The sequence below is a fragment of the Mesorhizobium sp. B1-1-6 genome, assembly GCF_006443035.1.
Taxonomy (GTDB): domain Bacteria; phylum Pseudomonadota; class Alphaproteobacteria; order Rhizobiales; family Rhizobiaceae; genus Mesorhizobium.
Map to the genome: position 1 here is coordinate 1 of NZ_VFWR01000027.1, position 12,747 is coordinate 12,747.

Annotated in this window: 14 protein-coding genes; 8 read left to right on the top strand and 6 right to left on the bottom strand. The window is 64.7% G+C overall.

The genetic code is table 11. The features are described 5' to 3' along the window. Positions 1 to 123: 123 nt before the first annotated feature. The gene (locus FJ979_RS31195) at positions 124 to 1,017 is read right to left on the bottom strand and encodes an AraC family transcriptional regulator (protein WP_140560313.1); all 894 of its coding nucleotides are present in this window, start codon (positions 1,015 to 1,017) and stop codon (positions 124 to 126) included. Between the two features lie 219 nt (positions 1,018 to 1,236). On the opposite strand from FJ979_RS31195, the gene FJ979_RS31200 reads away from it, so the two are divergent. Then, positions 1,237 to 1,995: an SDR family oxidoreductase gene (locus tag FJ979_RS31200; protein WP_140584601.1), complete on the top strand. Its 759-nt coding sequence runs from the start codon at positions 1,237 to 1,239 to the stop codon at positions 1,993 to 1,995. Between the two features lie 11 nt (positions 1,996 to 2,006). On the opposite strand, the gene FJ979_RS31205 is transcribed toward FJ979_RS31200, so the two are convergent. Beyond that, the gene (locus FJ979_RS31205) at positions 2,007 to 2,645 is read right to left on the bottom strand and encodes a 2-dehydro-3-deoxy-phosphogluconate aldolase (RefSeq protein ID WP_140513671.1); all 639 of its coding nucleotides are present in this window, start codon (positions 2,643 to 2,645) and stop codon (positions 2,007 to 2,009) included. Positions 2,646 to 2,831: 186 nt separating this feature from the next. On the opposite strand from FJ979_RS31205, the gene FJ979_RS31210 reads away from it, so the two are divergent. From FJ979_RS31210 to FJ979_RS31220, 3 genes are all read left to right on the top strand, one after another. Then, positions 2,832 to 3,761 carry a rhodanese-related sulfurtransferase gene (locus tag FJ979_RS31210; protein ID WP_140584602.1) on the top strand — a complete coding sequence of 310 codons (930 nt, stop codon included), beginning with the start codon at positions 2,832 to 2,834 and terminating at the stop codon, positions 3,759 to 3,761. Positions 3,762 to 3,876: 115 nt separating this feature from the next. After that, positions 3,877 to 4,617, top strand: a complete 741-nt coding sequence (locus FJ979_RS31215; protein WP_140549620.1) for a tellurite resistance TerB family protein — start codon at positions 3,877 to 3,879, stop codon at positions 4,615 to 4,617. A gap of 481 nt (positions 4,618 to 5,098) precedes the next feature. After that, the gene (locus tag FJ979_RS31220) at positions 5,099 to 5,851 is read left to right on the top strand and encodes an SDR family oxidoreductase (RefSeq protein WP_140513668.1); all 753 of its coding nucleotides are present in this window, start codon (positions 5,099 to 5,101) and stop codon (positions 5,849 to 5,851) included. An 87-nt stretch (positions 5,852 to 5,938) separates the two neighbouring features. On the opposite strand, the gene FJ979_RS31225 is transcribed toward FJ979_RS31220, so the two are convergent. Further along, positions 5,939 to 6,313 (bottom strand): YciI family protein, encoded by a 375-nt coding sequence (locus FJ979_RS31225; protein ID WP_140496262.1) that lies wholly within the window; start codon positions 6,311 to 6,313, stop codon positions 5,939 to 5,941. A gap of 147 nt (positions 6,314 to 6,460) precedes the next feature. Further along, on the bottom strand, positions 6,461 to 7,645 hold the full coding sequence (locus tag FJ979_RS31230; RefSeq protein WP_140513667.1) for a pyridoxal phosphate-dependent aminotransferase: 1,185 nt from the start codon (positions 7,643 to 7,645) through the stop codon (positions 6,461 to 6,463). 83 nt (positions 7,646 to 7,728) lie between these two features. Between FJ979_RS31230 and FJ979_RS31235 the strand changes: the two genes are divergently transcribed. From FJ979_RS31235 to denD, 4 genes are read left to right on the top strand one after another with little or no spacing between them, the layout of a single operon-like run. Continuing rightward, the gene (locus FJ979_RS31235) at positions 7,729 to 8,415 is read left to right on the top strand and encodes a GNAT family protein (protein WP_140513666.1); all 687 of its coding nucleotides are present in this window, start codon (positions 7,729 to 7,731) and stop codon (positions 8,413 to 8,415) included. A 27-nt stretch (positions 8,416 to 8,442) separates the two neighbouring features. Next, positions 8,443 to 9,471 carry a cation diffusion facilitator family transporter gene (locus FJ979_RS31240; protein ID WP_140556580.1) on the top strand — a complete coding sequence of 343 codons (1,029 nt, stop codon included), beginning with the start codon at positions 8,443 to 8,445 and terminating at the stop codon, positions 9,469 to 9,471. 60 nt (positions 9,472 to 9,531) lie between these two features. Next, positions 9,532 to 9,744, top strand: a complete 213-nt coding sequence (locus tag FJ979_RS31245) for a hypothetical protein (RefSeq protein ID WP_140513664.1) — start codon at positions 9,532 to 9,534, stop codon at positions 9,742 to 9,744. A gap of 12 nt (positions 9,745 to 9,756) precedes the next feature. Continuing rightward, on the top strand, positions 9,757 to 10,731 hold the full coding sequence (denD, locus tag FJ979_RS31250; RefSeq protein ID WP_140513663.1) for a D-erythronate dehydrogenase: 975 nt from the start codon (positions 9,757 to 9,759) through the stop codon (positions 10,729 to 10,731). A gap of 149 nt (positions 10,732 to 10,880) precedes the next feature. On the opposite strand, the gene FJ979_RS31255 is transcribed toward denD, so the two are convergent. Both FJ979_RS31255 and FJ979_RS31260 read right to left on the bottom strand, forming a co-directional pair. Continuing rightward, entirely contained in the window at positions 10,881 to 12,077 is a 1,197-nt protein-coding gene (locus FJ979_RS31255; protein ID WP_140584603.1) for a nickel/cobalt transporter, read from the bottom strand. Further along, the gene (locus tag FJ979_RS31260) at positions 12,074 to 12,742 is read right to left on the bottom strand and encodes a DUF1007 family protein (RefSeq protein ID WP_140584604.1); all 669 of its coding nucleotides are present in this window, start codon (positions 12,740 to 12,742) and stop codon (positions 12,074 to 12,076) included. Before FJ979_RS31260 ends, FJ979_RS31255 begins: the two co-directional genes overlap by 4 nt. Positions 12,743 to 12,747 lie beyond the last annotated feature (5 nt).

The following is a 12,747-nucleotide window of genomic DNA, read 5'->3' on the forward strand; positions in this document are numbered from 1 at the left end:
ATCCAGCCAGCATCTTGAATCACAAACATCCGGTTTTGGGAATCCTACGATTCTCCCAAAATAGGAAATGCTCTAGCCCGATCGGCGCAAGCCGGTCGGGCTTTTTCGTGCCGCCGGGATGGTTCAGTCGATATCCAGCGCGGCCGCTTCGCCCCGCGCCAGAAGCCGCGCGGCATCGCGTGCAGGCGGCAACCCGAACTGACGCGCATACTCCCGGCTGAACTGCGAAGCGCTTTCATAGCCCACGGTAAAGGCAACCCGCGCGGCGTTTCCCGGCTGGGCCAGCAGCAGGTGGCGGGCCTCCAGCAGGCGGACCTGCTTCTGGTACTGGATCGGGCTCATCGCCGTCGCCGCCTTGAAGTGGCGATGAAACGCAGCGCTGCTCATATTGGCGAGCTCGGCCAACCGCCGCACCTCGATAGGCTCGTCATAGTGAGCCCGGATCCAGGCGGTCGCCCGGCGGATCTGTGACAAGCGGCTGTCGGCGCCGGCGAGCTGGCGCAACTTCGCGCCTTGCGGGCCTTGCAACAGGCGAAACAATATCTCGCGCTCGAGCAGGGGAGCGAGCACGGGAATCTCGGCGGGCCTGTCGAGCAGCCGCAGCATCCGGCGCCACGCGTCGAGCAGGTCGTCATTGGCCAGGCAGGTCATGAAATCGTCGCCACCGACGGCCGGCTCGTGCTCGATGAGCAGGGCTGCGATCGCCTTGACATCGAGGGCGAAACCGATGGCCACATAGGGATGCGCGATACTCGCCTCGATCAGTTGGCTGGTGGCGGGTGTCTCGACCGCGTAGACGAAATAGCTGCCGGCTTGATAACGAAGCGTGCGCTCGCCGATCAGCACCGATTTCGTGCCTTGCAGCACGAACAGCGCCGTCGGCTGACAAAGCTCGGGCATCGGCGGCGTCGGGACCTCGCTGCGGCCGATCGTAACGCGAGGGATCGCCGTCCTTGTCCGCCGCCCATGCGCATGGCGGCCGGCGACGGCAATCAATTCCAGCAGCGCTTCTCTCATCGTTTCAGCATTGCCGATCCGCGTGGGCCGCGCAACCAGGTGAGAGGATCAGGCAAGAGCAAGAGAGTTTTCGGCGCGCGAGGCAGGCTGCAATCCGCCATCTCTAAGGCGCGTCGCGTTTGGCGACGCGCCTTGGGCCTTTGTTTATGCATGTCGTTCTCCCGGACCGGGGCCACTTCCAGGCGACATGCATCAGGCCTCCACAAAGGAGATTTGGATATGACGACATCGAAGCGCGCGCTGGTGACCGGCGCCAACAAGGGCATCGGCCTGGAGACCGCACGGCGCCTGGCGGCAACGGGATTCAAGGTCTGGCTCGGCGCCCGCGACGCCGAACGCGGCACCGCGGCGGCACAGGCGCTGCGCAGCGAAGGGCTCGACGTCGAGTGGCTCGAACTCGACGTCGCCGATGACGAAAGCGTGGCGGCCGCCGCCAGGACCGTCGCGGCGCGGGTAGCCAGCCTCGACGTGCTGGTCAACAATGCCGGCATTGCTCCTGGATATGTCGACGCGCTCGGCTCGAACGGGCGGTATGAGTTGCCGCCGAGCCGGGAGAATATCGCCGACATCAAGGCCACCTATGATGTCAACGTCTTCGGCCCGGTCCGCGTCACCCAGGCATTCCTGCCGCTCTTGCTGGCATCGCCCGCCGGCCGCATCGTCATGGTGAGCAGCTATATCGGCTCGATCGCACGCGCGCAGGACGCAACAGGCGAAAACCAGTCGCCCAACATAATGGGCTATGGCAGCTCCAAGACGGCGCTCAACGCGATTACGGTGGCGTTCGCCAGGGAACTCGCGCCGCGCGGCATCAAGGTGAATGCCGCTGCTCCCGGCTACACCGCGACCGATCTCAACGGGCACAGGGGCGGTCGCACGGTGCAGCAGGCAGCCGAGATCATCGTGCGCCTGGCGACGCTCGATGCCGATGGTCCGACCGCCGGCTATTTCGACGAGAATGGCCCGCTGCGCTGGTGAACGCGAAAGCGTTATCCGGCGAGCTTGCTCGCGGCGCGTGCGAGAGCTTCGATCTCGTCCCACCTGCCGGCCTTGACCATGTCGTCGGGGGCGACCCAGGAGCCGCCGACGCAGATGACATTGGGCAGGCTGAGATAGTCGGCCGCGTTCTTGCCGGTGATACCGCCGGTCGGGCAGAATTTCACGTCGGCGAGCGGCGAGGCGAATGCCTTCAGCGAGGCGATGCCGCCGGACTGCTCGGCCGGGAAGAACTTCAGGAAGCGCAGCCCGGCTTCGCGCGCGGCCATAATCTCGCCGGGCGTGATGGCGCCGGGCAGCAGCGGAACCTCGCTGTCGGCGGCGCCTGCCAGAAGCTCGCGGGTTATGCCCGGGCTGACGATGAATTGCGAGCCGGCGGCGGCCGCCTCATCGAACTGGCGCGCATCCAGAATGGTGCCGGCACCAACGATGGCTTCCTCGACCTCGCCGGCCACGCGGCGGATCGCTTCCAGCGCATCCGCGGTCCTGAGCGTGATCTCGATCGCCGGCAGGCCGCCGCGCGCCAGGGCGCGGGCCAACGGCACCGCATTGGCAACATCAGTGATCTTCAGCACCGGGATGACCGGCTGACCGTTGAGCAACGACAGGAGTTTTTCGGTCTTGCTGGGCATCTTCTTCTCCATATCGTTGTCAATTCAACCGATTAGCAGACGGATATTTTCCTGTCCACGCAACCGGGCCTGTCGTGATGTCACGCACGCCGGGTAGCTTACGGGCTCTTCCGGAACAGGGCCTGACAGGCCGTCAAACCCGTTTCACCTTGAAACGGCTTTTACGAGCGTCTAGTTGCTCTGGCAATGACACCGTCCGCGCCATCTCAGCCTGTCCGCGTCGCCGCGCTCTACAAATTTGCCCGGCTCGACGCCTTCCAGGCGCTGCGAGCGCCACTGGCTGCCTTCTGCTGTGGGCGCGGCATCCGGGGTACGCTGCTTCTGGCGCATGAAGGCATCAACGGCACGGTCGCCGGTAGCGATGCGGCGATTGCCGAACTGATCGACCATCTCGAAGCCATCGACGGGCTGTCCGGCCTCGAGGTGAAATACAGCAGCGCCGCGCAAACGCCCTTCCACCGCATGAAGGTGCGGCTGAAGCGCGAGATCGTCACCATGGGTGTCGAAGACATCGACCCGGCGAAGAGTGCCGGCACCTATGTCGCGCCGGCCGACTGGAACGCGCTGATTTCCCAACCCGACACGATCGTCATCGACACGCGCAACGCCTACGAAGTGTCGATCGGCACCTTCAAGGGCGCCATCGATCCGGCGACCGCGAGCTTTCGCGAATTCCCGGCCTGGGTGGAAGAGCACCGCGTGGAGCTGGAAGGCCGCAAGGTCGCCATGTTCTGCACCGGCGGCATACGCTGCGAGAAGGCGACGGCCTATGTCAGGTCGCTCGGCTTCGAGGAGGTGTTCCATCTCAAGGGCGGCATCCTGAAATACCTCGAAGAGGTGCCGGCCGAGGAAAGCCTGTGGCAAGGCGAATGCTTCGTCTTCGACGAACGGGTTTCGGTGTCGCACGGCCTCGCCGAGGGCGACGCCGAGCTGTGCCGCGCCTGCCGGCATCCACTGACCTTGGACGAGCTGACATCGCCGAAATTTGCCGCCGGCGTCTCCTGCCCGCATTGTTTCGACGCTCGGTCGGACGACGACCGCCAGCGCTATGCCGAGCGCCAGCGGCAGGTCGAGCTGGCGCAGGCGCGGGGCAGGGGACCGCATATCGGGTCCTGATCAAGGCGCCTGGGCCGGGGCAAAGCGGCGTCCGTCATTGCAATGCCAGGTTTCGGGACCTACGTCTTCGGCGTTCGAAACCTGCCCGTTCGGCCGGGCAATCCTGGAGGCATTGATGTTCGATCCCAAGAAGCTTCTCGACGATCTGCTCGGCTCGCAAATTCCCGGCACCGGCGGCACGGTCCGCGACAAGGCCGGACAGGCGGTGCAGATGGCCAAGGACAATCCTCTTGCGGCGGGCGCGCTGGCCGCGGTGCTGCTTGGAACCGGCGCCGGGCGCCAGGTCACCGGTGCCGCCGTCAAGCTCGGCGGGTTGGCAGCGATCGGTGGCCTCGCCTACAAGGCCTACCAGAACTATAAGGCCGGCAATGCACCCGAGCAGGCGCCGGCGGCCGGCGAACCGGAATTGCTGCCGCCGCCGAAGGACACTGCGTTCCACCCGTCGCAAGCGCCGCAGGGCGAGGACGAATTCACGCTGACCCTGGTGCGGGCGATGATCTCGGCGGCCAAGGCCGACGGCCATGTCGACGATGAGGAGCGCAAGAAGATCGCCGGCAAGCTGAGCCTCGCGGGGATCGGATCCGATGCGGAAAAATTCCTGATGGCGGAGCTGGAGAGCCCGCTCGACCTCGACACGCTGGTGGCCGGCGCCAAGACCGACGCGCAGAAGCTTGAGCTCTACACCGCGTCGCGCCTTACAATCGATCCCGACACACGCGCCGAGCGCGGCTATCTCGATCTCCTCGCGGGCCGGCTCGGCCTGCCGGATGCGCTAATCGACCATGTCGAGGCGACGGTTTCGGCGGTCAAAGTGCCGGCTGCCAAGGCCGGGACCTCACCCAATCCACGCTGGTAGGCCAAAACGGAACAGGCGGGCCTTCGTGGCGTTAACCTCTCGTTAACCCAGGAAGCGCATGATTCTAGACAGTCGGATCGGCTTTCCTCCTCCCAAGTCCGGTCCAGATCAGGGCGGTCGCCAATGACCGCCCTTTTTGTCGGCCCTCCGTGCTTCTCCCAAAAACGAATTGCGCTTTTCGGTACCCGGCCAGCTCCGAACCCTTGATAGGAATTTTTTCCTTGACGGGGTGACGGCAACTATGGTAGATATTTGGTTATGGTGCTGAGTTGCGCCAGGGACTCGCCGCAGGCGGGTTTTCCGTTCAATGCTCCCTCGACAGCGCGGGGTCGAAGGCCCGAAGAGACCTGTCAGCTTGGATTCGTTGCCCTGGATACCAGTGTCCCGCTTGCCATCGCCGCCGTCATTTGCGATGCCTTTTGTCCCTGGACCACCTGAAAATCAGTCGAGCAAAACGCGGCGCAGCCGGAGGATATCTGCCATGACCGAAAAAACCGCCATCGTCACCGGCGCCGGCACGGGCATCGGCAAGAGCGTCGCCACCGCGCTGCTCAAAGCCGGCTGGAACACCGTGTTCTGCGGACGCCGGAAGGCGCTGCTGGACGAGGCGATCGCCGCGGCCGAGCAGACGGATGCCAAGGCACTGGCTGTCGCCTGCGACATCAGCAAGCCCGGCGAGGTCGATGATTTGTTCGAGACGGTGGCGGAGGCGTTCGGCCGCGTCGACCTGCTCTTCAACAATGCCGGCATGGGCTACAAGTCGGCGCCGATCGACGAGATCCCAGTCGAGGTGTGGAACGATATTGTGGGCGTAAATCTCACCGGTTCGTTCCTGTGCGCCCGCGCGGCCTTCCGCGCCATGCGCAAGCAGAAACCGATGGGCGGCCGCATCATCAACAACGGCTCCATCTCGGCCTACGCGCCGCGCCCGGGATCGGTGCCCTATACCGCGACCAAGCATGCCATCACTGGGCTGACCAAGACGCTGGCGCTCGACGGCCGCCCCTACGACATTGCCTGCGGCCAGATCGACATCGGCAATGCGCTGACCGACATGGCGCAACCGATGACGGTCGGCGTGCCACAGGCCAACGGCTCCATTGCCGCCGAAGCGGTGATGGACGTCCAGCACGTGGCCGACGCCGTCGTCCACATGGCCAGCCTGCCGCTCGAGGCCAATGTGCTGTTCATGACCGTGATGGCGACCAAGATGCCGTTCGTGGGCAGAGGCTGACGAAGCCTTTATTTTTGCGCAATTCCCAAGGGAAAGCGCTACGCGCTTTTCCCGGGAAAACCTCTACGCACTTTTTCTGGAGTTGCCTTAGGCCCCCGCCAGCGCCACGCCCGGCAGATAGAGCGCGATCGGGCGGATCTCGTAGACGGCGGTCGGGTTGACGCGGCGCAGATCGCGCGCGATGGCGATCGCGTCATCGCGCTTGGCGCAATCGACGACATAGAGGCCGAGAAGCTGTTCCTTGGTCTCGGCGAAGGGGCCGTCGATGACGATCCCGTCGCCGGGTCCGCGCAAGGTGCAGGCCGACTGGGTCGCTCCAAGCCGCGCCGAGGGGCCGAGGCTGCCGTTCGCATAGAGCCCGTCGTGGATCTTGAGCAGGTCGGTCATCAGTGCCGCATCTTCCTGCGGCGTCAGTGCCTTGATCGCGTCTTCCACGTGATAGGCAAGAATTGCATAAAACATCGAGGCACCCCATTTCGATCCTGATCCAACGATCGTAGCGGCTCCCCGCACGCAGCACAGTCTTTGGCCTTGCGCCTCCCGACGCATCATGACATTGCCATGCCGCCAGCGGCAATCGATGCGGACTCGCGGCGAACGCCGGAGGCCTCACTTGGCCAGGAACGCTCCGATCCTGTCCAGCGCGCGCAAAATGTTCTCCTCGGAATTGGCGTAGGAGAGCCTGACATAGCCCTCGCCGAGAATGCCGAAATCGGGGCCGCCGATCAGTGCCACGCCGGCGTCGTCGAGCAGGGCGGAGGCCAGTTGCTTCGCCTTCCAGCCGGTCTTCGACACGTTGGGGAAGGCATAGAAGGCGCCCTTGGGCGTGATGCAGGATATGTTTGGCAGGGCGTTCAGTCCCTCGACCACGATCTTCCTGCGGCGATCGAAGGCGCGCATCATCTTTTCGACGTCGTCCTGCGGGCCGTCTATGGCGGCGATGCCGGCGAATTGGCTGGGCGCGTTAACGCAGGACCAGCAATTGACCGCCAGCTTGCGCACCTTGTCGTAGAGATGGGCGCCCTTGTCGCCGTTCGGCCAGATCGACCAGCCCATGCGCCAGCCGGTCATCGCCCAGGTCTTCGACCAGCCGTTGAGCACGATCAGCCGGTCGCGGATTTCGGGAAACTCGAGCAGCGAGCAGTGTTTTTCGCCATCATAGGTCATCACGTCATAGATTTCGTCGGAGAGGATGGCCACTTGCGGATGTGCCTCCAGTCCCTTGACCAGCTTCTCGATCTCGGCCCGCGGCGTGACGCCGCCGGTCGGGTTGGCCGGCGAATTGAGGATCAGGAGCCGCGTCTTCGAGGTGATCAGCGCCAGCGTCTCATCGGCCGAGAAGGCAAAGCCGTTCTCCTCGCGCATCGGCACGGGGATGGGTGCCGCACCGGTGAACTCGATCATCGAGCGGTAGATGGGAAAACCGGGATCGGGATAGAGGATCTCGGCGCCAGGTTCGCCGAACATCAGGATGGCGGCGAACATGGTCGGCTTGCCGCCGGGCAGGATCATCACCGCCTCGGGCGATACCTCGACCCCGGTCGTGGTCAGCGTGCGGCGCACCACCGCCTCGCGCGTCGCCAACAGGCCGTTCGCCGGCGTGTAGCCGTGGTGGCCGTCGCGCAGCGCCTTGATCGCCGCCTCGACAATGTGCTGCGGCGTCTTGAAGTCGGGCTGGCCGATGCCGAGATTGACGATGTCGCGGCCTTGTTGGGCGAGTGCCGTGGCCCTCGCGAGCACGGCGAAGGCGTTTTCCTCGCCGAGACGATCGAAGGCCGAAATCGTGTGGAGCATTTTTCCCGTCCGTGTGGTTCTTGCTATGCGGTTGCGTTTTTGTGAGCTTCGGCCCGCAAAAGTCAAACGGATTGGAGCTTTCGGTGTCGGAAAATCTCAAGGACTGGCAACCGCGTCCGCGCCCGGAGCGCAAGGTGCTGGAGGGCCGCTATGTCAGGCTTGAGCCGCTGAGCGCCGCGAAGCATGGCGATGGCCTCTATGAAGCGTCTTCCGTGGCCGACGTCGATGGCCGCTTCGCCTGGCTGCCCGACTATCCGCCGGAAACCCGCGCCGCCTTCCAGCCTTGGCTGGACAAGGTGGAGGCGAGCGAGGATCCGCTGTTCTTCGCCGTCATCGACAAACCGAGCGGCAAGGTCGCCGGGCGCCAGACGTTGATGCGCATCGATCCAGCCTATGGCGTCATCGAGATCGGCAACATCTATTGGGGGCCGCTCATCGCGCGCAAGCCGGCGGCGACCGAGGCGCAATTCCTGTTCATGAAATACATTTTCGACGAGCTCGGCTATCGCCGCTACGAATGGAAATGCAACAACCGCAACGAGCCGTCGAAGCGCGCAGCGGAACGGTTCGGCTTCAAGTTCGAGGGCATTTTCCGCCAGCACCTGATCGTCAAGGGTGAAAACCGCGACACCGCATGGTATTCGATCATCGACAAGGAATGGCCGGCCTTGCGCAAAGCCTACGAGGCGTGGCTCGATCCGGCCAATTTCGACGGTGCCGGCCAGCAGAAACGACGGCTCGAGGATTTTCGCGCGGAATTCGGCGCTTGAGCTGAATCCGGGCATGGGAGTTTGCCATTGGCGCACAGTGACGACGACAGCCGGCACGACGGCAGCCGGCACGACCACAGCGGGCACGGCTACAGCGGGCACGGCCACAGCGCGCATAGTCATGGCTCGACCGACAAGAAGCGCGTTTTGATCGCGGCCTGCCTGACGGCGGGCTTCATGGTGGCGGAGGCGCTTGGCGGTCTTTTCACCGGCTCGCTGGCGCTGCTGGCCGATGCCGGCCACATGCTTGCCGACGCCATTGCGCTCGGCCTTGCCTGGTACGCGTTTCATCTTGCGGACCGGCCGGCGACCGTCCGCCTGACCTATGGCTTCGGCCGGGTCAAGACGCTGGTGGCCTACACCAACGGCATCGCCATCTTCGTCATCGCGCTGTGGATCGTCTACGAGGCGTGGGAGCGCCTGCAGACGCCGGCGCCGGTGCTGGGCGGGCCGATGCTGGTGGTGGCGATCCTCGGCCTGCTGGTCAACATCGGCTCCTTCCTGGTGCTGCATGGCGGCGACCGTGAGAGCCTCAACATGCGCGGCGCCATACTGCATGTGCTCGGCGACCTGCTCGGCTCGGCCGCGGCAATCGTGGCGGCGATCGTCATTCTGGCGACCGGCTGGACCCCGATCGATCCGATCCTGTCGGTGCTGGTCTCGCTGCTGATCCTGTCCACGGCATGGTCGCTGATGCGCGCGGCCGCCCACGTCCTGCTCGAAGGGGTGCCGCCGAGCCTCGACCGGGACCTGATCGCCAGCGACATCGCGACGACGGTCCAGGGGGTGCGCGAGGTGCACCACATGCATATCTGGTCGATCGACGGCACCAGCAGCATGGCGACGCTGCATGCCTGCCTCAACGAGGGCGTGGACGCGCACAAGGCGGTCAGCGCGATCAAGAAGCGGCTTGCGTCGGAGCATGGCATCAGCCATGCCACGGTGGAACCTGAATTCGGCCAGTGCGCCGACGACGGCGACGAGCACGACCATGGTCATGACCATGATCACCACCAGGGGCATGACGCGGCTTTGCATCATGGCCACCATCACTGACGCAGGGAACCCAAGCGCCTTGAATCCGAGCTCGACGACCCCTGGCCACGCCGGGACAGCATAATGGATCGCGATACCAAGAACGCCGCCATCGCCGCGCTGTCGATCATGCTGCTGTTCGGCATTGCCGTTTATTTCCTGCCAAACATCATGCTGGCCCTCGGCGGCCTTTCGACCGTGCTCGCCGGCATCTTCGGCACCGCGTTCGTGCTGGCGTTTTTCTTGGTGTTCTGGCTGCGCGCGCGCAGCCAACGCAAAAATCAGAGCAAATAAGGGAAGTTCGACATGCGCATTCTGATCACGGGCGCCGCCGGCATGGTCGGCCGCAAGCTCATTGCACGGCTGGCAAAGGACGGCAGGCTGCGCGGCCAGAAGATCTCCGCGCTCGACCTGCACGACATCGTACCGCCACAGGCGCCGGCCATCGATGGCGTCAGCATCCACAGCCATACCGGCGATCTCGCCGAGGCGGGCGCCGCCGAGAGGCTGGTCGCGTCGCGGCCCGACGTCGTGTTCCATCTCGCCGGCATCGTATCGGGCGAGGCGGAAGCCAATTTCGATCTCGGCTACCGCGTCAATCTCGACGGCACGCGCGCCTTGTTCGATGCCGTCCGCCTGGCTGGGTTTGCGCCGCGCGTCGTGTTCACCTCGTCGATCGCGGTGTTCGGCGCGCCGTTCCCGGACGTCATTCCCGATGAATTCCACACGACGCCGCTGACCTCCTACGGCACGCAGAAGCAGATGAGCGAGGCGCTGCTGGCCGACTATTCCAGGCGCGGCTTCTTCGACGGCATCGGCATCCGGCTGCCGACCATCTGCGTGCGGCCGGGCAAGCCGAACAAGGCGGCCTCCGGCTTCTTCTCCGGCATCATCCGCGAGCCGCTGAACGGTCAGGAGGCGATCCTGCCGGTGCCGCGCACCGTCGTCCATACCCACGCCAGCCCACGCTCGGCGGTGAATTTCCTGATCCATGCGGCCGGGATCGACGGCGCCGCCGTCGGGCCGCGCCGCAACTTGACGATGCCAGGCGTCGCCGTCACCGTCGGCGAGCAGATCGAGGCGCTGGAACGCATCGCCGGGCCGAAGGCGGTGAGCCTGATCCGCGAGGAGCCGGACGAGACGATCTGGGCGATCGTCAAGGGCTGGCCGACGCGGTTCGAGGCGCGGCGGTCAAGGGAACTCGGCTTCAGTGCCGAGAAGAGCTTTGACGAGATTATCCGCGCTCATATCGAGGATGAACTCGGCGGCAAGGTGTATTGATATTCAGGTGATGCCGGCCTGCGAACGGCTGATACCTGCGCTTCCGGTGCTCACGTACTTTAAGTACGCTCCGCTCCGGTTCTCGATATCAACCGTTCTCGGCACGGCCTGACCTGAATCTCAACACACCTTGGGGCGCTACTTCCGGGTCAAACGCCACCCGTCAGGCTCGCCGACAGCAGCAGCAGTCCGAACAGGAACACGAAGGCGGCGCCGCCGATCTCGACGATCGAATGGATGCGGTTGCCTATGCGGCCGTCGCCGGCGAAATACACCGCCCAGTTCTTTGCGGTCACCGCGATCGTGGCCAGCGCCGAGACGGTTATGGCGGTGCCGATCGACATCGCCAGCACCGACAGCAGGCCGCCGAGCCACAGGCCATTGAGCAGGGCGAAGCTGAGCACGATCAGCGCGCCGGAGCAGGGGCGGATACCGACCGCGGCCACCGCCGTCCAGGCGGTGCGCCAGTCGAAGCGGTCGCCCGACAGCAGCGCCGGATCTGGCGCATGCGAGTGGCCGCAGGTCTCGCAGACCTCGCCCGCCGCGTGCGCGTGATCGTGCGCGCCATGATCGTGGTGATGGTCATGCGCGCCGTGGTCATGGTGATCGTGCGAATGGTCATCCCCATGGTCGTGATGTTCATGCCCATGCAGCGCGTTCGCCGAATGGCTGTGAGCGGCATGCGAATGGCCCGTGTGACCTGTATGACCGGCATGCGAATGGCCCGCATGGGAATGCCCCGCGTGAGCCGCCGACAGGCTGTAGGCGGGACCTCTGCCGAACAGGCGCAGGACGGAGGGGCCGAGCTTGCGCCACAGCAGCCAGGCGCCGAACAGGGTGACGAAGACGAAGCTCATGATCTCCATGAACCAGGCCGCGTCGGTCATCGAGACGGCGGTGCCGCGCAGGACGAAATAGGCGACTGCCATGACCGCGACCGCGGTCAGGCCCTGCAGCAGGGCCGAGACAAACGACAACAGGATGCCACGCCGCAGCGCCACTTCGTTGGCGACCATGTAGGACGAGATCACCGCCTTGCCGTGGCCGGGGCCGGCGGCGTGGAAAATGCCGTAGGCGAAGGACAGGCCGATGAGCACCCAGAGCTTGCTGTTGTCCTGGCGCATCGCCTTCATCGCCGTGGCGAGCGCGCGATAGAATTCCTGCTGCCGCAGATTGATCCACATCAGGATGTGGGCGAACGGGCCGGTGGTCGGCGCCATGCCATCGTTGACGCCGATGCCAAGCGAGCTCTGGGCATGAGCCGAGCCGGCGAAATGCACCATCGCGAAGCTGATGGCCAACAGGCCGAATGCCAAACGCAGGGACGGTCTCATCACCGGGTTCATCCTTCTGGCTGACAGGTCAGTTCGAGCTTGGTGGCAAAGATCTTGCTCATGTCGGTGCCTGTCGGGTCGTTGAAGAAGGCGTCCGTCAGGGTCTTCTGGTTTTCCTTGATGGCCTCATCCGGGTCGGGGCGGACCACCTTGTCGGTGCAGTTCGGGGGCAGGCCCTCGACCGTGATGTTGGCGTCCTCGGTGAAATCGATCGCCGTGTAGAAGGTCGGATCGTAGACGCCGATATCGATCTTGCCGGCGAGCTTGATCGGCGCCTTCGGTTCGGACTCGAACAGGATGATCAGCTGGTCGTTGTCGAAATTGGCCATCAGATGCGGCGGCGGCGTCATCGGCACGTCCTTGCCGTCCTGGGTGACGAGCTGGAAGTAGTTGAATTCGGCCAGCGAGGCGTGGACCGTGTCGGCGACCTCCTTCAACTCCTTGTCGTCAAGCTTCAGGTCGGAATTCTTGTCGAACTCCATCATGACAGTGCTGGAAAACAGATCATCGAAGCGCCAGAGATGGCGCAGCGCTTTCACGCTTTGGTGATCCGGGGAGAGGATCACGTCGAGGCGGGCCTCGGCGAAAACGTGCGGATGCACCTCGGCCGGTCCAACGGCGGTCAATGTCGCCGCCAAGGCCGAAGCCAGCATGATTGCGTGCCGTCTCAGATGCATTCGCG